Genomic DNA, 23,814 nt, shown 5'->3' with positions numbered 1-23,814 from the left:
TCCCTGCGAAAGGAAGCAACTCCATGCACAAGGACGAACCGCTCGTCGAGGCCCGCATCGCCCGCCTCGTCCGCGACCGGATCGACCCGGCGGTCCACCGCCGGTCGGCACCCGTGACGGTGACGGCGTGGGAGGTGCCCGACGAACCCGTGCCGTTCGCCGACGCCGTCACGCAGGAGTTCACGCCGTTCACGGTGGGCTCGGCGTGGGGCGGACGGCCGTGGGGCACGACGTGGTTCAAGGTGACGGGTACGGTGCCCGAGGGCTTCGGCACCGCTGACGGCACCACCGCCGAGCTGCTCGTCGACCTCGGGTTCACGAAGCGCCACCCCGGGTTCCAGGCCGAGGGACTCGCGTACCGGCCGGACGGCACCACGATCAAGGCCATCGAGCCGCGGAACAACGCCGTGCCGCTCGCCGTCGGACCAGGTGAGTCGTTCGAGCTCTACGTCGAGGCCGGGGCGAACCCGGACATCGGCGGCGACTCCTTCCAGGGTGCGACGCCGCTCGGCTCCCGGACGACCGCCGGCGACAAGCCGATCTACCGGCTCCGCGCGCTCGAGGTCGTCGAGCGCGACGACACGGTGTGGGAGCTCCAGCAGGACTTCTGGGTGCTCCGCGGGCTCATGGCGGAGCTGCCGACCGACGGCACCCGTGGCGCGGACATCCTCCGGGCGCTCGAGCGTGCCGCCGATGCGCTCGACCCGGACGACGTCGCCGGGACGGCCGCAGCCACCCGAGCCGTCCTGGCACCGGTGCTGTCGGTCCCCGCGAGTGGAGCGGCGCACCGGGCGATCGCCGTCGGGCACGCCCACATCGACTCCGCCTGGCTCTGGCCGGTGCGCGAGACGAAGCGCAAGTGCGCCAGGACGTTCTCGAACGTGCTCGACCTGATGGACCGCGATCCCGACTTCACCTTCGCGTGTTCTTCAGCCCAGCAGTACGCGTGGATCCGGGACGAGTACCCGTCGATCTTCGCGCGCATCAAGCAGCGGGTCGCCGAAGGACGGTGGATCCCGGTCGGCGGCATGTGGGTCGAGTCGGACACGAACCTGCCCGGCGGTGAGGCGCTCGCCCGGCAGTTCGTCGCGGGCAAGCGGTTCTTCCTCGAGGAGTTCGGCATCGACACCCCGGAGGCATGGCTCCCGGACTCGTTCGGGTACACCGGGGCGCTGCCGCAGATCGTCCGGGCAGCCGGGTCGAAGTGGTTCGTCACGCAGAAGCCCTCGTGGAACGAGACGAACGTCATCCCGCACACCTCGTTCCACTGGGAGGGGATCGACGGCTCCCGCATCCTGACACACCTGCCCCCGGCGGACACGTACAACTCCGACGTCTCGCCCGCCGACCTGCACCGCGGGGAGCGGCAGAACAAGGAGCGCGGCACGGCGAACACGTCGATGCTGCTCTACGGCTTCGGCGACGGCGGCGGTGGTCCCACGCGCGAGATGGTCGCAGCAGCCCACCGTCAGCACGACCTGGACGGCTCGCCCCGCGTCGACCTCGGGACGCCGGCGCAGGTGTTCGAGCAGCTCGAGCAGGAGCTCCCGGTCCCCGGCGTCTGGTCCGGCGAGATGTACCTCGAGTTCCACCGCGGGACCTACACGTCGCAGATCCGCACGAAGCAGGGCAACCGACGCTCCGAGCACCTGCTCCGCGAGGCCGAACTCTGGGCGGCGACCGCTGCCGTGCGCCTCGGGCTCGACTACCCCTACGAGCAGCTCGAAGAGGCATGGCACACCGTCCTGCTGCAGCAGTTCCACGACATCCTGCCCGGCTCCTCGATCGCGTGGGTCTACGAGAACGCCGAGGAGAACTACCGGCTCGTCGCCGAGACGCTCGAGGGGCTGATCGGCACCGCGACGACCGCGCTCGCGGGCGGCTCGACCGACGGGACCGTCGTGCGGTTCAATGCGTCGCCCGTCAGTGCGGGGGACGCAACCGCCCTGGGTGGTTCCCTCGGCTCGGAGCCGGAAGACGTGCCTCCCGTCCGCTCCGGCGACCACTTCGTGTTCGACACCGGTGCGGTCGTCGCGACCGTCGACGCGGCCGGCCACGTCGTGTCGTTCGTCGAGCACGCGACCGGACGCGACGCCATCGCGCCCGGGACGGTCGCCGCGGAGTACACCGTGTTCCGCGACACCCCGAACCAGTGGGAGGCGTGGGACATCGACCGCGCGTACCAGCGCAACGGGAACGCCCTGTCGGCCACGTCGGTGTCGGTCGAGGGGGACTCGCTCGTCGTGGTCCGTCCGGTCGGCTCGTCGACCGTGACCACGCGCTACTCGGCCGTCGCCGGACAACCGGAGCTCACCATCGAGACCGAGGTCGACTGGCACGAGCAGCAGAAGCTCCTGAAGCTGGCGTTCCCGCTCGACGTGCGGGCCAGCGTCGCCTCGAGCGAGATCCAGTTCGGGCACATCGACCGGCCGACCCACCAGAACACCTCGTGGGACTTCGCCCGGTTCGAGACCTCGGCGCACCGGTGGGTGCACGTCGCCGAGCCCGGGTTCGGTGTCGCCGTCGCGAACGACTCGACCTACGGGCACGACATCACCCGGTCGACGCGTGCCGACGGCGGGACGACGACGCTCGTCCGCGAGTCGCTCCTCCGCGGCCCGACGTTCCCCGACCCCCACGCCGACCAGGGGCACCACGTGTTCCGCACGGTGCTGCGCGTCGGTGAGTCGGTGCTGGACGCCGCCGACTCCGGGTACCGGCTCAACCTGCCGGTGCGCACCGTCGCCGGTTCGGCTTCGGTGGCACCGCTCGTCGTCGTGTCGTCGCCGCAGGTGTTCGTCGAGGCCGTGAAGCTCGCCGAGGACCGGTCGGGGGACGTCATCGTGCGGCTCTACGAGGGACTCGGCGGTCGTGCCACGGACGTCGGCGTGGACTTCGGGTTCGACGTCGCCTCGGTGGCGCAGGTGGACCTGCTCGAGCGGCCGCTCGGCGCGTCGTGGGACGCGGGCTCGCCCGTGTCGCTGACGCTGCGGCCGTTCGAGATCGTCACGCTGCGGGTGCAGCGGGCGTAGGGACCGCGACGCCGGACGGGCACGGGTGCGCTCGTCCGGCGTCGTGTCGCGCGGGGTGGCAGCTCCGCGTGCGTGGGGGCGTTTCGCGCGTAGGCAGCTGTTTCGCGCGTGGGAGGCCGAAACGCGCGTAGGAGGTCGGTTGTTCCGACCTCCTACGCGCGAAAGTGCTTTCCATCGCCCGGGCGATGGGCAGGAACGTCATCCCTGCACAGAGGCGGCAGCCTGGAGGCTCGTCCACAGTTGCCGCGTTCTGTGCGGTCCGCCTCGTGTCCGGCCGCGATCGTGGGGGCATGGAACGACCACTCGCAATCTTCCGTGCGAACGAGATGCGCGAACCCGGACGATCGGGTTCCGCCATGCGCCGACGAGCCGCGGGCGACGGGCCCGACCGCCTCGTTCGCGTCGGTCCGAACGCGTTCGTGCGCGGTGCCGAGTGGGATGCGGCCGGAGCACGTCGGCGGTACGTCACGCGGGTCTACGCCAGACTCGGGCGGCGAAGTGCAGCGGCGGTGGCGTCGCACGCGTCCGCGGCCGCCATCCACGGGCTCCCTTGGCTCGGTCCGTGGCCAGAGGACGTGCACCTGACGGTGCCGAAGAGCCAGTACCGGGCCAGAACCGTGTCACTCGCGCTCCACACACGGCCGATCACATCCGACGATGTCGTTCGGCACGAGGGGCTCTCGGTGACGAGTCTGTCGCGGACCGTCGCGGACATCGCCCTCACCGGAGACATCCGCCAGACCGTGATGGTGGCGGACGCAGCCCTTCGGCGAGGCGTCACGAAACGACAACTGACGCGGTCCTTGAACGGCCTGCCACACCACCGTGGGCGTCTCGCCGCAAGCCTGTCGATCGAACTCGCCGACGGGCGATCGGGATCGCCGGCTGAATCGCTGGCACGGGTCGTGTTCCGTGAGCTCAACCTGCCCTCCCCGGTCCTCCAACAGGAGTTCGTGGTGCGCGGGCATCGCTACGCCGTCGACTTCTGGTTCCCCGAACAGGGCGTCGTCATCGAGATCGACGGTCGCGCCAAGTACACGGATGCCGCCTTCCGCAACGGCCGGACACCGGATCAGGTCTTCATCGACGAGAAGCGGCGTCACGAAGACCTCTTGACGGTGCCAGGGGTGCGCACGGTGGTCCGGCTCGAATGGCGCGATCTGTTCGATCTCGACGCGCTGACCGGTCGGCTTCGTGCGGCCGGCCTGCCCTGCCCGGCGCGACCCGTTCACAGTGCTCGCGATGTCGCCGGACGCACGCCGACTCCGACTCCGGCGCCGTCGGGTCGGATTGGTGCGTCGTCGGGCCGGGTCAGTGGGCCTTCCGGCGGGAGATCCGGTCGATGAACGCCAGGGCGACCGCGGAGACGATGAACACCATGTGGATGACGACCTGCCACAGCACGCCCTCTGACGTGTAGCTCTCGCCGGCGAGCGCTCCGCCGCCCGCGCGGCCGAGGTCGCCGACCGCGATGAACGTCTTGAGCAGGTGGATCGACGAGATGCCGATGATCGCCATCGCGAGCTTCACCTTGAGGACGTTCGCGTTCACATGCGAGAGCCACTCGGGCTGGTCCGGGTGCCCGTCGACGTTGACGCGGGACACGAACGTCTCGTAGCCGCCGATGATCACCATGATGAGCAGGTTCGCGATCATCACGACATCGATCAGCCCGAGCACCGAGAGCATGATGGTCGCCTCGTCGATGTGCGACGGGTCGGCGATGACCGTCTCGGCGAGGTGCCAGAGCTCGACCATGAAGACGACGACGTAGACGATCTGCGCCACGATGAGCCCGAGGTAGAGCGGCGCCTGCAGCCATCGGGACAGGAAGATCAACGAACCGATCGCGCGTGCGGCGGGGCGCGTGGGGCGTTCGACTGTGCTGGGGGTCGGGCGGGCGGGGGTTTGCTCGAGCGTGTCGGTCACGGGGTCCTTCGCGAGTGATCGGCGGGAGCAGGACTCTCCCCGAACGATCCGACAGGTTCCCGGGCGCGCGACCGAACCCATCGCGCGTGTAGGAGAAAGCCGAATAGCGCGTAGAGAGCCGAAACATCGGGCCTCCTACGCGCGATTCGGCCCCCTACGCGCGATTTGATCCACCCCCGCGGCACGCCCCACTCAGGTGCGCAGTGACTCCACGGCCTTCTCGATACGACGGAGTCGGGTCTCCGGTGCCTTGGCCTGTACCACCGGGTCGACGAGCGCCCGCTGCCGGGAGTTCGACAGCGTGTCGAACGCCGCACGGACGCCCGCCTCGGTCAGCGCTGCCGCCAGGTCCTCCGGCAGGTCCACGGTCCGGGGTTGTGCATCGACCACGAGCGAGACGGTGACGGTGTCGCCCGCGGCGAGGCCTGACGCCGCACGGTGTTCGGCCGAGAGCGGGACGAGGAACTGCTCGTTCATCACGCCCACCGTCGACCGGTAGGTGTACCCGCCGTTCAGGGTGACCACCACCGGCGGGCGCTTCCCCGACCCGAGCGCGTCGATGACCTCGGCCGGCACGGGCAGGCCCGTCGCCGTCTTTCGTGCCTGCAGCACCGTCGTCGTGAACTCCACAGGCCGAACGTACAACCGCTCCCCGACGTTCCGCCACCGTTCACCGTCGCAGCACGAACGCGAAACCGGCCGCGTCCACGATCATCCCGAACGCAACACCGGACAAGGCGCCGGCCGCAGCACCGAACGCGACGGCGGCGCACCACAGGACGTCACACCGAACGCCACCCGAAAGGCACCTCCCCGTGCAGTACAAGCGCACCCTGGCCGGCCTCGCCCTGGCCGCAGCCGCAGTCGTCACCCTCGCCGGCTGCTCCGCGACGAGCTCCGCGTCCACCGGCAGCGGCGGCGACGCCGACTGGAAGACCGCCACGAGCGCCGAGAGCGCCGGCGGCATGGACGCCCTCGTCAAGGCAGCGAAGGCGGAGGGGCAGCTCAACGTCATCGCGCTGCCGCCGTCGTGGGCGAACTACGGCAAGATCATCGACGGCTTCACCAAGAAGTACGGCATCACGGTCAACTCCGCGAACCCGAACGGGTCGAGCGCCGACGAGGTCGCCGCCGTGAAGTCGCAGAAGGGCCAGTCGACGGCACCGGACGTGCTCGACCTCGGCAACGCCGTCATGCAGCAGAACCTCGACCTGCTCACGGACTACAAGGTCGCGAACTGGAGCGACATCCCGACGAACCTGAAGGACGCGGACGGCAAGTGGACGCGTGACTACACGGGCCTCATGTCGATCGGCTACGACTCCTCGAAGATCAAGTCGGCCCCGAAGGACCTGGACGACCTGCTCGGCTCCGAGTACAAGGGCAAGGTCTCGATCTCGGGCGACCCGACGCAGGCGAACCAGGCAGCGTCCGCCGTGTACCTGGCGGCGCTCGAGAACGGCGGCTCGGCCGACGACATCACCAAGGGCGTCGAGTACTTCGGCAAGCTCAAGCAGGCCGGCAACTTCCAGAACGTGCTGCCGACGCAGGCCACGGTCGCCTCTGGGGAGACCCCCGTCGTGGTCCAGTGGTCGTACAACAACCTGGCGTGGGGCCCTGCTGCGGGGACGAGTGGGAACAAGAACTGGAAGACCGTCGTCCCGAAGGGTCAGGCGCTCGGCTCGTACTACTCGCAGGCCATCAACAAGGACGCCCCCCACCCCGCGGCGGCCCGCCTGTGGCAGGAGTGGATCGCCAGCGCCGACGTACAGAACCTCTACCTGCAGGCCGGTGCCTTCCCGTCGACGCTCGCCGCACTCGAGAAGTCCGGAAAGGTCGACCAGGACGCCCTCGACGCCGCCGGTGGCGCGCCGAAGGACTACGTCGAGCTGACCGACGACCAGGTCGCAGCGGCATCGAAGGTCCTCGCCGCCAAGTGGTCCGCCACGATGGGCTCCTGACCAGCATGACCACCGCATCGGCACCAGGCGCGCCAGCCGCAGCGAGCATCACGCCCGCAGCGACACTCGTCACGAGCGAGCACGCCGATGCCACCACCCGCCGCGGTGCCGGACCCCGTGTCCGGCGCCGCAGCGGCGTCGCGTGGCTCGGACTCACCCCGTTCGCCGCCTACGTGTTGCTCTTCCTCGCCGTCCCCGCGGTGATCGCGGTCGGCAGTGGGTTCTTCGACGCGACCGGACGCCCGACGCTGGCGAACCTCGCCGCGTTCGCGGACCCGAGCGTGCTCCGGGCGTTCGGCGCATCGTTCGGGCTCTCCGCGGTGTCCGCGATCGTCGGTGCGGTCGTCGGCGCGATCGTCTGCTGGGCGCTGTCGTCGCTCGCCGCCGACGGCATCGTGCGCTCGATGATCGACTCCGCCGCGAGTGTCCTCGCGCAGTTCGGCGGCGTGATGCTCGCCTTCGCGTTCATCGCCACGATCGGCGCCCAGGGTCTCGTGACGGCGTGGCTGGCGTCGACGTTCCATTGGGACATCAACTCCGGCGGTGCGTTCCTCTACACGGTCCCCGGTCTCGTGCTCCCCTACGTGTACTTCCAGGTGCCGCTGATGGTGCTCACCTTCATGCCGGCGTTCGAGGGCGTGAAGACCCAGTGGGGCGAAGCCGCCGCGACCCTCGGGGCGAGCCGCTGGACCTACTGGCGCCGGATCGCCCTCCCCGTCCTCGCACCGGCGTTCTGGGGATCGCTGCTCCTGCTCTTCGCCAACGGCTTCTCGTCGTTCGCCACGGCCGCTGCGCTCATCTCGCAGGGCGGCATCGTCCCGCTGACGATCCGCGCCCAGCTCACGAGCGAGACGATCATCGGCCTGCAGAACGTCGCCGGCGTGCTGGCGTTCGGCATGGTCGTCGTGATGGCGGTCGTGATGGGCGCGTACTCGCTCCTGCAGCGTCGCGCATCGAGGTGGCAGCGATGACCAGGACGGGAGGCTCGCCCCGCGTCACGCAGACCGGCCAGCGCCGGTCGCGGCGCACCACGGCACGCTTCGGCGCCGCCCCGTCCCGGGTCACCGCCGCGATCGTCCTGGCCGTGATCGGAGTGGTCTTCGCCGTCCCGATCGCCGCGCTCGTGCAGTTCACCTTCCGCCAGGGGACCTCAGGTGCCCTGACCGGCGCGCACTACGCCGCCATCGCCGACCCGGTCAACCGGGCGACCTACCAGCCGGTGTTCGACGGCCTCGGCGCCTCGCTCGTGATCGCGCTCATCACCGTGGCGATCGTGCTGCTCGTGCTCCTGCCCGCGCAGATCATCACCGCGCTGCGGTACCCGAGGCTCCGCCGGATCCTGGAGTTCGTCTGCATCGTGCCGATCACGGTCCCCGCGGTGGTCCTCGTCGTCGGCTTCGTGCCCGTCTACCAGGTCGTCTCCCAGGTCTTCGGTTCCGGCGCGTGGACCCTGGCGTTCGCGGTGGGGATCATCGCGCTGCCGTTCGCGTTCCGCCCGATCGCCGCCGCCATCACCGCGACCGACATGACCACCCTGTCCGAGGCCGCACGCTCGCTCGGCGCCTCGTGGTGGACGGTGACCTGGCGGGTCCTCCTGCCGAACCTCCGACGCGGCATCCTCGCGGCGTGCTTCCTGACGATCACCGTCGTCCTCGGCGAGTACACGCTCGCATCGTTCCTCTCCCGCACGACGTTCCAGACGGGGCTCGTGCTCGTGCAGCAGACCGACCCGTACGTCGCGGCGGTCTTCTCGCTCGGCGCCCTGGTGTTCGGGTTCGTGCTGCTCGTCGCCATCGGCCGGATCGGCACGCGCCGCACCTCCAAGGAGTCCGCATGACCTCCATCGCCCCCGCTGCACCCGCGTCCCTCCGAGCGACCGGCGCCGTCGTCGAGCTCAAGGCGGTCGAGAAGCGCTACGGCACCCACCTCGCCCTCGCGGGGCTGTCGCTCCGCATCGAGCCGGGGGAGTTCCTGTCGCTCCTCGGCCCGTCGGGCTGCGGCAAGACGACGGCACTCCGGGCGCTCGCCGGACTCGAGGGCATCGACGCCGGCGCGATCCGCATCGACGGCGCCGACGTCGCGAGCACCCCGGCGAACAAGCGCGACATGGGGATGGTCTTCCAGCAGTACTCGCTGTTCCCGCACATGACGGTGCGCCAGAACGTCGCCTTCGGCCTCGAGATGCGCCGCGTGCCGACGGGCGAACGGAAGACCCGTGTGGTCGACGCGCTCGACATGGTGCACCTCGCGGACTTCGCGGACCGCTTCCCGCACCAGCTCTCCGGCGGGCAGCAGCAGCGTGTGGCTCTCGCGCGTGCGCTCGTCACCCGGCCGCGGGTGCTGCTCCTCGACGAGCCGCTGTCCGCCCTCGACGCGAAGGTCCGGGTGTCGTTGCGCGACGAGATCCGACGCATCCAGACCGACCTCGGCATCACGACGGTGTTCGTCACCCACGACCAAGAGGAAGCGCTCGCCGTCTCCGACCGGATCGCCGTGATGAACGCGGGCGGCATCGAGCAGATCGGCACGCCCGAAGCGCTCTACCGCTCGCCGTCGTCGGCGTTCACCGCGGACTTCGTCGGGCAGTCGAACCGGCTCCGCGGGGACCTCCGCGGCGGGGACGTCTTCGTGTACGGGTTCCGCGTGCCGGCGCTCGACCAGTCGGCCGCCGACGGCCCGGTGCTCGCCTACGTCCGGCCGGAGGACATCGCGTTCGCGTCGGACGGCGTCACCGGCACCGTCGTCTCGTCGAGCTTCCTCGGATCGATCCGACGGACGACCGTCCGCCTCGACGACGACACGGTCGTCACGGTCCAGCACGAGGTCGGCGACCGCCACGCGACCGGCGACGCCGTCGCCGTGCGCCTCCTCGGCGCACCCGTCGCGATCGCACCGATCGCCTGACGGCAGAGCCCGCTTCCGCGGCTCTGTCCGCGGTCCGGGCCAGGTCCAGGGTCGCGAAAGCGACAGAATGCCGGAGGATTCTGGGCACGATCTGTCGCTTTCGCGGCTTTGGTGGCGGGGCCGGTCAGCGCTGGAAGCGCGCCTCCGGTTCGCCCGCCAGGGCGACCTGCACACGCTCCCGCATGTTCTCGGACATCGCCGGCAGCGCGGAGACCGGGGCCCAGAACGCCTCGGTGTTCTCGCCGTCGGCCGGGTACGGCTCACCGGACGACCACCGGCACGCGAAGACGAGGTCCATGTACTGCGCACGGTCCCCGTTCGCGTAGGTCGTCTCCGGCAGGGTCTGCACCCACACCAGGCGTTCGGCGACCGCGACGACACCCGCTTCCTCGAGGACCTCGCGCTCGGCCGCGACCGCGGGCTCCTCACCGGGGTCGACGATGCCGGTCACCGGGGTCAGGGCGCCGTTGTCCGCCCGCCGGACCACGAGCAGTTCGCGGTCGTCCCCCTCGCCGCGGGTGACGACGGCCGTCACGCCGGTCAGCCAGAGCGGGGCGTTCCCGATCTTCTCGCGCAGGGACAGGACGAAGTCGGGCGTCGGCATGCGGCCACGCTACCGATGCGTCGATACGCTCGGACCATGGCACGCGCAAGCAGGGCGCTCGAGGTGCGGGCGGACCACGGGGTCTTGGCCGCCGGATGGCGACTCGCGCTCGCCGGGGTGGTGCGCGCCGTGACCCCGGGTCGGCGACTCGCGCTGTTCGTCTCGCTCGGTGTCGTGGTGGTCGGGCTCGTCGTCGCGGTCGTCGTCGGACTCGTCCGCGGGTCCTCGTCGCCGGCTTCGGTCGCTGTCCTGATCGGGACCGCGGCGCTCCTGGCGTACCTCGTCGTCGCGGTCGAGCTCGTGGTCTGGACGATGGCGGATCGTCGTCGGGTCGCTCCGACCGACGTCGACCCGGAACGGCTCGGACGGGTGCAGCAGGCGATCGCCGACGGGCACGCGTCGTCGGTCGAGCCCGCCGATCGCCGCGCACTCGTGCGGTTCGCCCGGGTGCAGCAGACCGCGCTCCCCGCGACCGTCCTGGTCCACGTGCTCGGGGTCAGCGTCGGTGTGCTGCTCGCTGCCCTCGAGGCGTTCGCCGGGTCGGCCGGGATCGTCGTGCTCGTGCTCGCCGTGCTGATCGTGGCGGTGTCGGCGTGGTCGCTCCGCGGTGCGCTCCGCGCGCTCGGGTCGACGCCGGAGCTCGTGGCGCTGGAGGACTGATCGGCCCTGTCGCGGACTGGTCATGACCAGTAGGATGTGCCCGTGGAGATCATCATCCTGCCCACGCCTGCTGAGGTCGGTCGCGTCGCTGCGGCGAAGATCGCCTCGGTCGTGGCGAAGAAGCCGTCAGCCGTCATCGGTCTCGCGACCGGTTCCAGCCCCCAGGGCATCTACACCGACCTGCAGCGCCGCGTCGACGCGGGGGAGATCTCCTTCGCCGAAGCACGCGGGTTCGCCCTGGACGAGTACGTCGGGATCCCGCTGGAGCACCCCGAGTCCTACGCGTCCGTGATCGCCCGCGACGTGGTGGCGCCGCTGGGCTTCGACCCGTCGCGTGTCCGCGTGCCCGACGGGCGTGCCGCCGACATCGAGTTCGCGGCCAAGGAGTACGACGCCGCGATCCGTGCCGCCGGCGGGATCGACGTGCAGATCCTCGGGATCGGCGCGAACGGGCACATCGGCTTCAACGAGCCGACGTCCTCGTTCGCCTCGCGGACCCGCATCAAGACGTTGGCGCCGTCCACGCGCGAAGCGAACGCCCGCTTCTTCGACTCCTTGGACCAGGTGCCGACGCACTGCATGACGCAGGGGCTCGGCACGATCCTCGAAGCGCAGCAGCTGGTGCTCGTGGCGCAGGGGTCGGCGAAGGCCGACGCGATCGCCGCCGCGGTGGAAGGGCCGCTCAGCTCCTTCGTCCCGGGTAGCGCGCTGCAGCTCCACGAGCACGCGACCGTCGTGGTCGACGAGGAAGCAGCAGCCGGACTGCAGCTCGCGGACTACTACAAGTACACGTACGCGAACAAGCCGTCCTGGCAGCTGTTCGAGTAGGCGTCACACCGATCGGGCGGCGTAGGCCGAGTGCAGTCGGCTGAGCCCCTCGTGCAACGTCTCCGCCGAGCACCCGAAGTTGAGCCGGGCGAAGCCGCGCCCCTGCCGCCCGAACGCCGGTCCGCTGGCGAGTGCCACCTTCGCATCGTCGACGAGCACCGCCGCGGGGTCGTCGCCCCACGGCAGCGCCCCGAGGTCGATCCAGGACAGGTAGGACGCCTGCGGCTGCCGGTGCACGGCTCCCGGCAGTGCGGTCCCGAGCTCCTCGGCGAGGATCCGCCGGTTCGCGGCGAGTTCGGCGAGCAGCGACGCGAGCCACGGACCGCCCTCGCGGAAGGCGGCGACGCTCGCGGTGTACCCGAGGATGCCCGTGCGCTCGACGACCTCGCCCGGGAGCCCGTCGAACCACCCGCGTGCCCGGTCCGACGCGCCGACCATCAGCGCGCACTTGGTGCCGGCGAGGTTCCACGCCTTGCTCGCGCTCGTCAACGCGACGCCGAGCGCGGCTGCCTCCGGGCAGGAGTCGAGGAACGGGGTGAACGTCGCGTCGGCGTGCACGAGCGGGGCGTGGATCTCGTCGGAGACGACCACGGCGTCCCACTCCGCGGCGAGCTGCGCGAGTGCCACGAGCGACGCGCGGTCGTGGACGAGTCCGAGCGGGTTGTGCGGGTTGCAGAGCAGGACCGTCCGGGCGCCGTCGGCGAACGCACGACGGACGCCGTCGAGGTCCATCCGCCACCCGGCCGTGGTGTCGAACGGGTCCGCGGGGCCGTCCGGCGCGATGAGCGGCACCTCGGTCACGGAGCCGCCGGCTTCGCTGACGTACTCCCAGAACGGCGGGTACACGGGCGGCATGATGACGACCTGGTCGCCCGGCTCGATCACCCGGCGGAGCACCTCCACCGCGGCGACGGACACGTCCGTGGTGGTCCGGACCAGGTCGGGGTCCACCTTCCACCCCCACCGGTCGCCCGCGAAGTCCGTGAACGCCTCGGGCAGGGCCCTGCCGTGCCCGACGTACCCGGTGTCCCCGGCGGTGACGGCGGCCACGAGGGCGTCCCGCACGGGTTCGGCGAGCATGCTGTCCATCTCCGCGACGAACATCGGCAGGACGTCCGGCGGGTAGGCGGTGTACTTCTCGCTCGTGCGGGACCGGCTGGCATCGAACACGGAGACCATGACGCTCATGGGACTCATCCTCGCACCGTGGTCGCGATGTGCTGAGCGGTGCCTCAGACTGGAGGCATGCCGGAACTTCCTGTCGTGTTCGAAGTCGGCTCGATGATCGCCCTCGTCGCGATCCTGCTCGCTGACCTGCTCATCGTCGCCCGTCGTCCGCACGTGCCGACGCTCAAGGAGTCGGCGATCTGGGTCGGGCTCTACGTCGGGCTCGCGCTGGTGTTCGCCGTGGCGATGTTCGTCTTCGCGGGCGGGGAGCCCGCCGGGCAGTTCGTCGCCGGGTGGCTGACCGAGTACAGCCTCAGCATCGACAACCTCTTCGTCTTCGTCATCATCATGGCGCGGTTCTCGGTCCCGAAGCAGATCCAGCAGGAGGTCCTCATGCTGGGGATCATCATCGCGCTGGTGCTCCGGGGCGTCTTCATCCTCGTCGGTGCCCAGCTGATCGAGGACTTCTCCTGGATCTTCTACCTCTTCGGCGCCTGGCTGATCTGGACGGCGATCCAGCAGCTCCGGGACGAGGACGGCGATGATCAGAAGGACGGCCTCATCATCCGGCTGCTGCGCCGACGCGTGCGCCTCACCGACACCTTCGACGGGATGAAGTTCCGCACCACGAAGGACGGCGTCCGGCACTTCACGCCGCTGCTCGTCGTCCTGATCGCCATCGGCACGACCGATCTGCTCTTCGCGCTCGACTCGATCCCCGCGATCTTCGGCATCACCGAGAGCGCGTTCATCGTGTTCACCGCGAACGTGTTCGCCCTGATGGGCCTGCGGCAGCTGTACTTCCTGCTCGGAGGACTCCTCGAGCGGCTCGTCTACCTGAAGTACGGGATCGCGTTCATCCTCGCCTTCATCGGCGTGAAGCTCGTGCTGCACGCATTGCACGGCAACGAGCTGCCCTTCCTCAACGGCGGGGACGGCTTCGCCTGGGCGCCGGAGATCCCGACGTGGGTGTCGCTCGTGGTCATCCTGGTGGCGATGGCCGCGTCGACGCTGGCGAGCGTCGTCCGTCTGCGCCACGACGGCGGCGCCACGAGCGACCAGGACAGCGGTTCGGAGCAGCCCGTCCGCACGTCGGACTGACACCCGCTGCCTCCTGGCGGGGATGTTCAGCCGAGGGGACGCCCGTCGGCCCACACCCGCTGCACCTCGAACGACGGCGACAGCGCCACGAGGTCCGCGGCGAACCCCGGCGCGAGACGGCCCAGGCGGTCGCCGAGCCCGAGCGCCTGGGCGGGCACGCTCGTCAGCGCCGCGACGGCAGCGGGGAGCGGCTGCCCGGCGAGGGTGACCGCGTTCCGCAGCGCGACGTCCTGCGTGAGCGTCGACCCCGCGATGGTCTCCGTCCCGGCGACGTGGGCGACGCCGTCCGTCACGGTCACGTCGAGGGAGCCCAGCGTGTAGGAACCGTCCGCGGCGCCGGCGGCCCCCATCGCGTCCGTGATCAGTGCGACCCGCCCCGGGGCCGCGCGGAACAGGGTCTCCGCGACGACGGGGTGCACGTGGACGCCGTCGAGGATGAGCTCGAGGGTCACACGGTCGTCCGCCAAGGCGGCTCCGATCGGACCCGGAGCGCGGTGGTGCAGGCCCGGCATCGCGTTGCACGCGTGGGTGAGCACCGTCGCGCCGGCGTCGAACGCGGCGCGAGCCTGGTCGAGGGTGCCGACGGTGTGACCCACGGCGACGACCACGCCAGCGGACACGAAGGCGCGGACGGCGTCGAGTGCGTGCGGCAGCTCGGGTGCGATGGTGACCTGGCGGATGACACCGTCGCCGGCCGACAGCAGCTCGTCGACGGCAGCGGGCGTCGGGTCGATCAGGAACGACTCGTTGTGGGCGCCCTTGTTGTGCGGGGAGAGGAACGGCCCCTCCAGGTGCACACCGAGCACGAGCGGGTCGGTGTCCATCGCGGTGCGGATCCGCGCGAGCGAATCGGCGACGGCGGGGACGGGGTTCGCGACGAGTGACAGCACCGATCGGGTCGTGCCGTGGGACCGGTGCATCGCGAGCGACTCGGCGAACGAGTCGTCCTCGTAGGACTCCGTCGCCCCACCGTGCCCGTGCAGGTCGATGAACCCGGGGGTCAGGATCGCGTCGCCGAGCTCGACGACCTCGTCCGCGGCAGGTGCTTCGGGACCGGAGCCGACCGCGTTGACGGTGTCACCGGTGATCAGGACCCAGCCGTCGGCGGTGGACCCGGACACGTCGACGACGTGACGGGCGCGGACCAGCGTGCGCCGAGCCTCCAGGCCGGATGCGCCGGACGTACCGGACGTACCGGACGTACCGGACGTACCGGACGCGCCGGACCCGCCGCTCATCGCGTCTCCCGCCGGAACGTGACGATCCCGGAGACCGCGGCCACGACGATGAAGACCAGACCCACCACCGGGTGCCCGATCGAGATCCAGCAGCCCCCGGCCGCGACGATCAGGGCCACCTCGACGATGGTCTTGCCGACCGCGTCCGTCTCGATCGGGGACCGCGGCGACCGGAACAGGTACCAGACGACGATCGCGAAGACGGGCGCGCCGATCATGAACAGGATCCCGGGCATCGGGAACGGCCACGCGATGTAGCCCCAGTACGCCAGGGAGAGCAGACCGAAGGTGCAGACGACCACCCGCAGCACCTTCCAGGCGTCGAACTCGCGTCGGGGCTTGCCGATCGCGGACGGGTCAGGCGTGTCTCCCCAGTCCATGGGGGAGCGCGGTGCGTTGCTCATGGTGCCTACTTGAAGATGATCGTGCGGGCGCCGTCGAGCAGGACTCGGTCCTCCGCGATCCAGCGCACCGCCTGGGTGAGGGTCCTGGACTCCTCGTCCTGGCCGATCGACACCAGCTCGGACGGGTCCTTCGTGTGGTCGACGCGCACGACGTTCTGCTCGATGATCGGCCCCTCGTCGAGATCGCTCGTGACGAAGTGCGCCGTCGCACCGATCAGCTTCACGCCGCGGGCGTGCGCCTGCCGGTACGGGTTCGCACCCTTGAAGCCGGGCAGGAACGAGTGGTGGATGTTGACCGCGCGGCCCTGGAGTGCGGCGCAGAGCTCCGGCGACAGGATCTGCATGTAGCGCGCGAGGACGACGAGCTCGATGTCGTGTTCCTCCACCGCCTCGAGGACGCGGCGCTCCATCGCTTCCTTGCTGGCCGCGTCGGTGACCGGACGGTGCTCGAACGGGACGGAGTAGAACGACGCGAGCTCGGACAGGTCCGCGTGGTTCGACAGCACCAGCGGCACGTCGATCGGGAGCTGACCGCCGCGCTGGCGGTAGAGCAGGTCGTTCATGCAGTGTCCGGCCTTCGACACCAGGACGAGTGTGCGCATCGGCCGGCCGACGACGTCGAGCTGGACGCGCATGCCGTAGCGCTCGACCACCGGGGCGAGGGCCTGCTCGAAGGTCGCGCGGTCGACGGGCGCCATCACCTGCAGGCGCATGAAGAACGTGTTCGTGTCGTGGCTGGAGAACTGCTGCGACTCGGTGATGTTGCCCTGCGCCTGCACGACGGACCCGGAGACGGCGTGCACGATCCCGGGCTGGTCGTCGCAGACCAGCGTGAGGGTCCAGTGCGTGGGGGTGCTCGAGGGCGTCGGGTCGGTCACCGGTTCAGGGTACCGGGGCGGGGCTGCTGCGCGGTGCGGACGGGAGGCTCGGTGCACGTCCGGCGCGCGGGCTGCGGCCCGGCGCCCCAGGCCCGCGCCCCCCCCCCCCGCGCCCCCAGCGCGCGCCCCGCCCCCCCGCCATCGAGGGAACAGAAATGGTCGGGTGCCGAGGGCCGACTCGACCATTTCTGTTCCCTCGATGCGCGGCGGCGCGCCCGCGGCGCGCGCGGCGCCGCACGCGCGGCGGCGCCCGCGCTCAGCGCGCGGCGCGGGACCCCAGCGCGCGGTCGGAGACCGTCAGCGCGGTGAGCAGGACCGCGATCCCCACGATGACCCACCCGAGGACGTGCAGGTCCGCCGTGGTCGGACCCTGGCCGAACACCCCGCCGATGAGCGACGACGCAGCGATCGCCCCGATGTAGACGCTCGTGCGCGAGAGCCCGGCAGCGGTGCCGATCGACTCGGGCGGGACGATCTTGTACAGCGCCGCCTGGTTCGACACCGACGCGAGTGCCTGGGGGATGCCGAACAGCGCCGGTGCCAGGGCGAGCAGCACGACGGGCGATCCGGTGTGCAGCCCGAGGAGGAGCAGCCCGCCGACGATCGGCACGACCGCGGCGACGACGAGCGGACCGCGGACCGCCGTCTTCCGTGCGACGAGGAACGACACGATCCCGGCGACGATCGCCGCGGGGAGCTGGATGTACCCGGCCTGGTCGCTCGAGTACCCCGCGACGTCCTGCACCCACTGCGAGAACCCGTACGTCATCGTGTACGCGAGCATGTAGACGAGGAACAGTCGGACGTAGGTGCGGGACAGTGCGCCGTTCCGCGCGAGCATCCGCACGTCGATGAAGGGCTTCGCTGCCCGGAGCTCCCAGACGATCAGCGCCGCCAACAGCACGATCGCCACACCGAGCAGCCACCAGAGCCCGGCCGAGATGTCGAGCAGGAACACCAGGAGCGCCGACACCGTGCCCGTCATGAGGACCATGCCGAACGGGTCGAGCGCCGTCAGCACCGGGACGTCGGCGTCGTAGCGGGGTCGGAGCCGGTCGGACGGCAGCCAGAGCCCGGCGACGACGAGGCCGAACGCCGCCAGCGGGACGTTCACGAGGAAGATCGCGTGCCACCCGAACGCCGCGATGAGCGCGCCACCGAGGGGCGGCCCCGCCGCGGCGGAGACCAGCGAGGTGATCGAGAGCGCGCCGAGGACGAGTGGTGGGGTGGGCTTGCCGATCCGGGCGGAGTGCTGCCGGAGCGTGGTGAGCGCCGCCGGGTACGCCGACGAGGTCCCGATGCCGATGAGCACGCGCGCGAACACCGCGCCGCCGAAGCCCGTCAGGACCTCGGGCACGACGCCGGCGATCCCGACGACGACGAGTCCTGCCATGAAGACCTTCTTCGGCCCGAACCGGTCTGCGAGCTTCCCCATCGTCGGCTGGGCGATCGCGCTCGCCAGGTACAGCGCCGCGACGAGCCAGATCGCCTGCGACGCGCCGATCCCGAGGTCGCGGGAGATCGGCGCGAGGGCGACGGAGACCATCGTCGTGTTGATCGGGTTGAGCAGTGGCCCGACGAGGATCGGGACGAGGAGCTTCGGCCCGAAGCCGGAGCCCCTCGGTTCGTGCCCCGAGGTGACGGGGGTGGGAGCGGTTGCGGTGGACGTGGTGGGGTGCCTTTTCGACGTGGTCGGGGAGGTGCGGCCTGGAGGCTCGGCGTGCGTCGGGGACGCCCGTCACGCCTGGCGGGCGGTCACCGCTCGACGAGGGTTCCGAGGATGGTGAGGGACCGCGCGACGGTCGCGCGGTCGTCGGGGTCGAGCGCGGCGAGGCGCTCGGCGAGCAGACGGGTGCGGGAACGCTGGGAGTCCCTGCGGGCAGCATGCCCGGCGTCGGTCGCGCTGACGATCGTGCGACGGCCGTCGGTCGGGTCCTGCACGCGCTCGACGAGCCCGAGGTCCTCCAGCGCCTGGACCGTCGCGCCCATGGACTGCGGGCGGACCCCTTCGGCGCGGGCGAGTGCCGCGGTCGTGGAGGCGCCGTCGCGGACGAGCCGTCCGAGGGCTGCCGACTGTGACGCGGTGACGTCGTCGGCCTTCCCGGCGAGGAGGGTCCGGCGGATCCGACCGTGCATGGCGAGGATCTCGTCAGCCAGGTCGGTCTCGGTCTCCACACGGCTGTTCACGTCGCCGACGGTACGCTTCAGAAGGCGAACTTGCAAGTTTGCCTTCCTGTTTCGACTCAGGTGTCGAAGACGATCCGGCGCTTCGTGACGACGAACCCGGCGCGCTCGAACGCCCGGCGCATCGGGGTGTTCGCCGCGTCCGTGGTGCCGACCACCCGGGTCTCCCCAGCGTCCGCGTGGACCCGGAGCCCCTCGCCGAGCAGCGCGTCGACCACCCCGCGCCCCCGGTGCTGTGGCAGGACGCCGATGGAGCTGATCGCGGCGTCGTAGGCCGTCCGCGTGGCCAGGACGAACCCGACCGTGAGGCCGTCCGTGTCGACCGCGATCCGCCAGTCCTCGCGCCGGCCGGGCAGCGACCGGTAGAAGTCGAGGTCGTCGGCGGCGGTGCCCCTGGCGCCGAGCCGTCCGACGGTGGCGACGGTGTGCGCGTCGAGCGACCCGACCGTGACCCGGGCGAACAGGTCCGTGAACTCGGCGTCGTCGCCCTCGCGGAAGCGGAACGGGCCGGTGGGCGGCACCCCGGCCGACGGCGTCCAGGCGACGCTCACGCGCTCGGTCGTCCTGACCAGTCCTGCCGCCTGCGCTGCGTCCGCCCGCCACGAGACCGCGGAGACGGCGGACGGGTCGTCGTGCCAGTCCACCGCGACGTCGACGATCCATTCCGGGAGCACCCCGAACGCCTGCGCGCCCGTGCGGATCAGGCCGGCGGCGATCGCCACGCGGTCGCCGTGCTCCGACGCGGACACGATCACGTCGTCGAGCGTGCTCGGCGCTCCCGCGTCGGCGCCGCCCCACCAGATCGCCCGCCCGACCGGGCGACCGTCGCGCTCTGCGAGGAACGACCACTCCGGGCGGTGGTTCCGCGCAGCCGACTCCTGCCGGTACCGGTCCGTCACGGTCCACGCGACCGGTTCCGACGTCGAGAAGGCGAGCAGAGCCTCCAGGTCGGATCCCGTGGATGCGCGGAAGGTGAGCGTCACCGCTGGCCTGTCATCTCTTGTCGGTCATCGTCGTGACCAGGTGTTCCTGGACGTACCCGAGCCAGTCGTAGACGTCGCGGAGGCCGACGGCGGCGGCCGACGTGCGCGTCGCGTCCTCCGTCGCCTGGTCGACGATCCCCAGCCGGTCCGCGATCGTCAGCCGCAGATCGGTCAGGCACCGGAGCCAGGACTGCTCGTCGGCCGCGGTGAGCGCGCCGTCCTTCGCGCCCGTGAGCCAGTCGTGGACGACCTGCGCGTTCGCGGACTTCGCCGTCCGGAGGTCGCTCTGCGTGTACCGCCGGAACTCGGCGCTCGCCGCCCGATCGCCCGGGTAGGCGTCCGGGAACATCCGGAGCGTCACCGGGTCGGAGTCCATGTCGCCGTCGAGGATCTGCCGGAGCTGCTCGGTGAGGCTCATCAGCACGTCGCGCTCGCCGGAGGCCAGGCCGAGGTGGATGCCGTCCCCTCGGCGCACGAACGGGATCACGCGCGGTACCCGTTCACGCTTCGGGCGCCCGGTCGACGGTGGCCTGGAGGCCGTAGCCGTGCATCGCCTCGACGTGCCGCTCCATCTCCTCGCGGTGGCCGGTCGCCACGATCGCCCGTCCCTCGGAGTCGACCTGGTGCATCAGCCGCTCCGCCTTGGCCACCGGGAACCCGAAGTAGCTCTGGAAGACGTAGGTGACGTAGGACATCAGGTTCACTGGGTCGTCCCAGACCACGGTGACCCACGGCACGTCGGCGCGCGTGCTCGTGGCTTCGTCCACGTCCGGCGACAGCATGGTCATGTCTCCAGGGTGACACAGGCTGGGCGGCTCGGTACGATCGTCACGTCGCGACTGGCGTTGGATGGGTCACCATCGGGAAGCGACACCTGACACGGTGCGCTGCCGTACGCCTGGGCAGCGCGCACCGACCGTCCGAGCACGACCGCATGGTCGTCCGCACACCGTAGGAGTCCCGTGTCCATCACCGATCTGCCCGCGCCGTCCGCACCGTCGAACACCGCGCAGTCCACCTTCAACGCCCCCCTCGCCGAGGTCGACCCCGAGATCGCCGCGGTCCTGCAGAACGAGCTCGGCCGCCAGCGCGACACCCTCGAGATGATCGCGTCCGAGAACTTCGTCCCGCGCGCCGTCCTCGAGTCGCAGGGCTCCGTCCTGACGAACAAGTACGCCGAGGGCTACCCGGGCAAGCGCTACTACGGCGGCTGCGAGTTCGTCGACGTCGCCGAGCAGCTCGCCATCGACCGGGCGAAGGCCCTGTTCGGTGCCGCCTACGCGAACGTGCAGCCGCACTCCGGCGCCAGTGCGAACGCCGCGGTCCTGCACGCCATCGCCTCCGCCGGCGACACGATCCTCGGCCTCGAGCTCGCCCACGGCGGCCACCTGACCCACGGCATGAAGCTCAACTTCTCCGGCCGCATCTACAACGCCGTTTCCTACGGCGTCGACCCGGAGACGTTCGAGGTCGACTACGACGACATCCGCGCGAAGGCGATCGAGCACCAGCCGAAGGTCCTCATCGCCGGCTGGTCGGCGTACCCGCGCCAGCTCGACTTCGCGAAGTTCCGCGAGATCGCGGACGAGGTCGGCGCGACCCTCTGGGTGGACATGGCGCACTTCGCCGGGCTCGTCGCCGCGGGCCTCCACCCCTCGCCGCTGCCGCACGCCCACGTCGTGTCGTCGACGGTGCACAAGACGCTCGCCGGTCCGCGCTCCGGCATCATCCTGTCCAACGAGGAGTCGCTCTTCAAGAAGCTGAACTCCGCGGTGTTCCCGGGCCAGCAGGGCGGCCCGCTCATGCACGTGATCGCCGCCAAGGCGACCGCGTTCCTGCTCGCCGGTCAGCCGGAGTTCAAGGACCGCCAGGAGCGCACGCTCCGGGGCGCCCGCATCCTTGCGGAGCGCCTCACGCAGCCCGATGCGCGCGCGGCCGGTATCGACGTGCTCACCGGCGGCACCGACGTGCACCTGGTGCTCGTCGACCTGCGCGAATCCGAGGTCGACGGCAAGCAAGCCGAAGACCTGCTGCACGAGGTCGGCATCACCGTGAACCGCAACTCGGTGCCGTTCGACCCGCGCCCGCCGATGGTCACCTCGGGAGTCCGCATCGGTACCCCGGCGCTCGCGACGCGCGGCTTCGGGGACGCCGAGTTCACCGAGGTCGCCGACATCATCGCGCTGACGCTCATGCCGAACCCGGACGTCGAGGCGCTGTCCGCGCGGGTGAAGGCCCTGACCGACGCGTTCCCGCTCTACGCGTGAGCGGCGCCGTGACCGACCTGCCGCGGGTGCTCTGGGCGGGTGAGGGCAGTGCCGTCCGCATCGACGGAACCGCACTCGCCGCCCGGACGCTCGACGACCTGAAGGTCCGGATCGACCGGCTGCACGACCACGGGTTCCGACCAGGGCTCGGCACGATCATGGTCGGCGAGAACCCGGGCTCGGTGTCCTACGTGGCCGGGAAGCACAAGGACTCGGCACAGATCGGGCTCGACTCGGTCCGCATCGACCTCCCGTCGTCGGCGGGCCCGGCGGACATCCGGGCGGCGATCCTGCAGATGAACGACGACCCCCGGGTCACCGCGTTCATCGTGCAGCTCCCGCTGCCGCAGGGCATCGACCCGATCCCGATGCTCGAGCTGATGAACCCGGCGAAGGACGCCGACGGCCTGCACCCGACCAACCTCGGCGAGCTCGTGCTCGCCGTCCCCGGTGGTGCCGGCACGATCGATGCGCCGCTGCCGTGCACCCCGCGCGGCATCGTCGCCATGCTCGAGGCCTACGGCGTCCCGATCCGCGGGCAGCACGTCACGATCATCGGGCAGGGGCTGACGGTCGGCCGGCCGCTGGGCTTGCTGCTCACCCGGCTCGAGGCCACCGCCACCCTGACGCACTCCCTGACCGAGGACGTCGCCGCAGAGTGCCGTCGCGCCGACATCATCGTCGCGGCCGCCGGTGTCGCCGGCCTCGTGCAGCCGGACTGGGTCAAGCCGGGCGCGGCTGTGATCGACGTCGGTATCAGTCGCGTGGTCGACCAGTCGACCGGCAAGGCGAAGCTGCGCGGCGACGTCGACCCTGCGGTCGCAGAAGTCGCCGGGTTCCTGTCCCCGACGCCGGGTGGCGTCGGGCCGATGACCCGCGCGATGCTCATGAAGAACGTGGTCGAGGCCGCGGAGCGCCACCTGAAGTAGGCGCGCCGGGTCCGTCCGGAGGCGCGACGGGTCTGGTTCCGCGAAAGCGACAGTGTTCGGTTCCGCGCCGCGTCCGTCCCGCGAAAGCGACAGTGTTCGTTTCCGCGCCGGGTCCGTCCCGCGAAAGCGACAGTGTTCGGTTCCGCGCCGGGTCCGTCCCGCGAAAGCGACAGTTCCCCGCCGCATTCCGGCCGGGAACTGTCGCTCTCGCGTGGTCACGAGCGTGTTAGCGTCGCGCCATGGGGGAGCAAGTGGTGGCCGCGCCGGTCATGTCCGTCGAGGGACGTCGGTTCCGGATCCGCGGATGGATGGTCGCGGCGGTCGCCGTCGTCGCGGTGTTCGTGTTCCGCGCCGTCTCGGTCTGGAGCGTCAGCGCGGACTACGGCGGCGTCGACGCAGACGGGCACTGGATCGATGCGCAGGGTGCCGTCGTGCCGACCGCCCCACCATCGGTGTCGGTGGTCGGACACGCGTCGCCGCTCGTCCTCGTGCTGATCGTGCTCGCCGGTGTCGTCGGTGTGACGCTCCCGGCGACGCTCGCCCGGTACGGCTGGGACCGCGCCGGCCGGATCGTCCGGGTCGTGGCCCTCGTCGCGATCCCGGTGCTCGTCGTCGTCGGCGTCGGGGTGTACTCGTTCTGGCAGTCCGAGTTCGTGCTGGACCAGGTCCAGCGCCAGACGCTGCCGGTCACGTCCTTCCCGTGGGGCGGCGCGACCGTCACCGTGGGGCACATGACCCGCTGACG

At 71.0% G+C, this 23,814-nt stretch carries 24 protein-coding genes and 1 riboswitch; of the genes, 12 read left to right on the top strand and 12 right to left on the bottom strand.

Features of this window, described 5'->3' with window-relative positions; genetic code table 11:
• Positions 1 to 23 precede the first annotated feature (23 nt).
• Both QK288_RS00740 and QK288_RS00735 read left to right on the top strand, forming a co-directional pair.
• The gene (locus tag QK288_RS00740) at positions 24 to 3,032 is read left to right on the top strand and encodes a glycoside hydrolase family 38 C-terminal domain-containing protein (RefSeq protein WP_281265924.1); all 3,009 of its coding nucleotides are present in this window, start codon (positions 24 to 26) and stop codon (positions 3,030 to 3,032) included.
• Between the two features lie 356 nt (positions 3,033 to 3,388).
• On the top strand, positions 3,389 to 4,378 hold the full coding sequence (locus QK288_RS00735) for a hypothetical protein (RefSeq protein WP_281265923.1): 990 nt from the start codon (positions 3,389 to 3,391) through the stop codon (positions 4,376 to 4,378).
• Here the strand turns inward: QK288_RS00735 and QK288_RS00730 are convergent.
• Together QK288_RS00730 and QK288_RS00725 are read right to left on the bottom strand one after the other, a co-directional pair.
• Entirely contained in the window at positions 4,344 to 4,961 is a 618-nt protein-coding gene (locus tag QK288_RS00730; RefSeq protein WP_281265922.1) for a TIGR00645 family protein, read from the bottom strand. The genes QK288_RS00735 and QK288_RS00730 overlap by 35 nt on opposite strands.
• A 192-nt stretch (positions 4,962 to 5,153) precedes the next feature.
• Entirely contained in the window at positions 5,154 to 5,591 is a 438-nt protein-coding gene (locus QK288_RS00725) for a YdeI/OmpD-associated family protein (RefSeq protein WP_281265921.1), read from the bottom strand.
• A 185-nt stretch (positions 5,592 to 5,776) separates the two neighbouring features.
• Here QK288_RS00725 and QK288_RS00720 point away from each other — a divergent pair, with 185 nt between their 5' ends.
• Genes QK288_RS00720 through QK288_RS00705 form a run of 4 tightly spaced genes read left to right on the top strand, consistent with a single transcriptional unit; the run spans position 5,777 to position 9,826 of the window.
• Complete coding sequence (locus tag QK288_RS00720) at positions 5,777 to 6,922, top strand: ABC transporter substrate-binding protein (RefSeq protein WP_281265920.1); 1,146 nt, start codon at positions 5,777 to 5,779, stop codon at positions 6,920 to 6,922.
• Between the two features lie 5 nt (positions 6,923 to 6,927).
• Positions 6,928 to 7,893, top strand: coding sequence for an ABC transporter permease subunit (locus QK288_RS00715; protein WP_281265919.1), 966 nt, complete (start codon positions 6,928 to 6,930; stop codon positions 7,891 to 7,893).
• Complete coding sequence (locus QK288_RS00710; protein WP_281265918.1) at positions 7,890 to 8,759, top strand: ABC transporter permease subunit; 870 nt, start codon at positions 7,890 to 7,892, stop codon at positions 8,757 to 8,759. The genes QK288_RS00715 and QK288_RS00710 overlap by 4 nt, the downstream gene beginning before the upstream one ends.
• Positions 8,756 to 9,826 (top strand): ABC transporter ATP-binding protein, encoded by a 1,071-nt coding sequence (locus tag QK288_RS00705; protein WP_281265917.1) that lies wholly within the window; start codon positions 8,756 to 8,758, stop codon positions 9,824 to 9,826. The genes QK288_RS00710 and QK288_RS00705 overlap by 4 nt, the downstream gene beginning before the upstream one ends.
• A gap of 124 nt (positions 9,827 to 9,950) precedes the next feature.
• On the opposite strand, the gene QK288_RS00700 is transcribed toward QK288_RS00705, so the two are convergent.
• Positions 9,951 to 10,430 carry an NUDIX domain-containing protein gene (locus tag QK288_RS00700; RefSeq protein ID WP_281265916.1) on the bottom strand — a complete coding sequence of 160 codons (480 nt, stop codon included), beginning with the start codon at positions 10,428 to 10,430 and terminating at the stop codon, positions 9,951 to 9,953.
• A 36-nt stretch (positions 10,431 to 10,466) separates the two neighbouring features.
• On the opposite strand from QK288_RS00700, the gene QK288_RS00695 reads away from it, so the two are divergent.
• Entirely contained in the window at positions 10,467 to 11,090 is a 624-nt protein-coding gene (locus QK288_RS00695; RefSeq protein WP_281265915.1) for a hypothetical protein, read from the top strand.
• 42 nt (positions 11,091 to 11,132) lie between these two features.
• Positions 11,133 to 11,918 carry a glucosamine-6-phosphate deaminase gene (gene nagB / locus QK288_RS00690; protein WP_281265914.1) on the top strand — a complete coding sequence of 262 codons (786 nt, stop codon included), beginning with the start codon at positions 11,133 to 11,135 and terminating at the stop codon, positions 11,916 to 11,918.
• Positions 11,919 to 11,921: 3 nt separating this feature from the next.
• On the opposite strand, the gene QK288_RS00685 is transcribed toward nagB, so the two are convergent.
• A complete protein-coding gene (locus QK288_RS00685; RefSeq protein ID WP_281265913.1) occupies positions 11,922 to 13,106 on the bottom strand; it encodes an aminotransferase class I/II-fold pyridoxal phosphate-dependent enzyme in 1,185 nt (394 codons plus the stop codon).
• A gap of 57 nt (positions 13,107 to 13,163) precedes the next feature.
• Here QK288_RS00685 and QK288_RS00680 point away from each other — a divergent pair, with 57 nt between their 5' ends.
• Positions 13,164 to 14,186 carry a TerC family protein gene (locus tag QK288_RS00680; protein WP_281265912.1) on the top strand — a complete coding sequence of 341 codons (1,023 nt, stop codon included), beginning with the start codon at positions 13,164 to 13,166 and terminating at the stop codon, positions 14,184 to 14,186.
• A 26-nt stretch (positions 14,187 to 14,212) separates the two neighbouring features.
• Here the strand turns inward: QK288_RS00680 and nagA are convergent, their stop codons facing one another.
• The 8 genes from nagA to clpS form a co-directional block, all read right to left on the bottom strand.
• Positions 14,213 to 15,424 carry an N-acetylglucosamine-6-phosphate deacetylase gene (gene nagA / locus QK288_RS00675; RefSeq protein WP_281265911.1) on the bottom strand — a complete coding sequence of 404 codons (1,212 nt, stop codon included), beginning with the start codon at positions 15,422 to 15,424 and terminating at the stop codon, positions 14,213 to 14,215.
• Complete coding sequence (locus QK288_RS00670) at positions 15,421 to 15,828, bottom strand: YrdB family protein (RefSeq protein WP_281265910.1); 408 nt, start codon at positions 15,826 to 15,828, stop codon at positions 15,421 to 15,423. Before QK288_RS00670 ends, nagA begins: the two co-directional genes overlap by 4 nt.
• Positions 15,829 to 15,833: 5 nt before the next feature.
• Positions 15,834 to 16,706, bottom strand: a complete 873-nt coding sequence (gene purU, locus QK288_RS00665; protein ID WP_281265909.1) for a formyltetrahydrofolate deformylase — start codon at positions 16,704 to 16,706, stop codon at positions 15,834 to 15,836.
• A gap of 256 nt (positions 16,707 to 16,962) precedes the next feature.
• Positions 16,963 to 18,276: an MFS transporter gene (locus tag QK288_RS00660; protein WP_281267635.1), complete on the bottom strand. Its 1,314-nt coding sequence runs from the start codon at positions 18,274 to 18,276 to the stop codon at positions 16,963 to 16,965.
• Positions 18,277 to 18,461: 185 nt separating this feature from the next.
• Positions 18,462 to 18,893, bottom strand: a complete 432-nt coding sequence (locus tag QK288_RS00655) for a MarR family transcriptional regulator (RefSeq protein WP_281265908.1) — start codon at positions 18,891 to 18,893, stop codon at positions 18,462 to 18,464.
• 56 nt (positions 18,894 to 18,949) lie between these two features.
• Complete coding sequence (locus QK288_RS00650; RefSeq protein ID WP_281265907.1) at positions 18,950 to 19,873, bottom strand: GNAT family N-acetyltransferase; 924 nt, start codon at positions 19,871 to 19,873, stop codon at positions 18,950 to 18,952.
• Between the two features lie 10 nt (positions 19,874 to 19,883).
• Positions 19,884 to 20,360, bottom strand: a complete 477-nt coding sequence (locus tag QK288_RS00645) for a DUF2017 domain-containing protein (RefSeq protein WP_281265906.1) — start codon at positions 20,358 to 20,360, stop codon at positions 19,884 to 19,886.
• 13 nt (positions 20,361 to 20,373) lie between these two features.
• The gene (gene clpS, locus QK288_RS00640) at positions 20,374 to 20,661 is read right to left on the bottom strand and encodes an ATP-dependent Clp protease adapter ClpS (protein ID WP_281265905.1); all 288 of its coding nucleotides are present in this window, start codon (positions 20,659 to 20,661) and stop codon (positions 20,374 to 20,376) included.
• 37 nt (positions 20,662 to 20,698) lie between these two features.
• A riboswitch (ZMP/ZTP riboswitch) is annotated at positions 20,699 to 20,784 on the top strand.
• A 51-nt stretch (positions 20,785 to 20,835) separates the two neighbouring features.
• On the opposite strand from clpS, the gene glyA reads away from it, so the two are divergent.
• The 3 genes from glyA (at position 20,836) to QK288_RS00625 (ending at position 23,812) form a co-directional block, all read left to right on the top strand.
• Positions 20,836 to 22,140: a serine hydroxymethyltransferase gene (gene glyA, locus QK288_RS00635; RefSeq protein ID WP_281265904.1), complete on the top strand. Its 1,305-nt coding sequence runs from the start codon at positions 20,836 to 20,838 to the stop codon at positions 22,138 to 22,140.
• Positions 22,137 to 23,069, top strand: a complete 933-nt coding sequence (locus QK288_RS00630; protein WP_281265903.1) for a tetrahydrofolate dehydrogenase/cyclohydrolase catalytic domain-containing protein — start codon at positions 22,137 to 22,139, stop codon at positions 23,067 to 23,069. The genes glyA and QK288_RS00630 overlap by 4 nt, the downstream gene beginning before the upstream one ends.
• Positions 23,070 to 23,308: 239 nt before the next feature.
• Positions 23,309 to 23,812 (top strand): hypothetical protein, encoded by a 504-nt coding sequence (locus QK288_RS00625; protein ID WP_281265902.1) that lies wholly within the window; start codon positions 23,309 to 23,311, stop codon positions 23,810 to 23,812.
• The last annotated feature ends 2 nt before the right edge of the window (positions 23,813 to 23,814 follow it).

This window comes from Curtobacterium sp. 9128 (assembly GCF_900086645.1).
Taxonomy (GTDB): domain Bacteria; phylum Actinomycetota; class Actinomycetes; order Actinomycetales; family Microbacteriaceae; genus Curtobacterium.
This window is presented reverse-complemented; position numbering and strand designations above follow the sequence as displayed.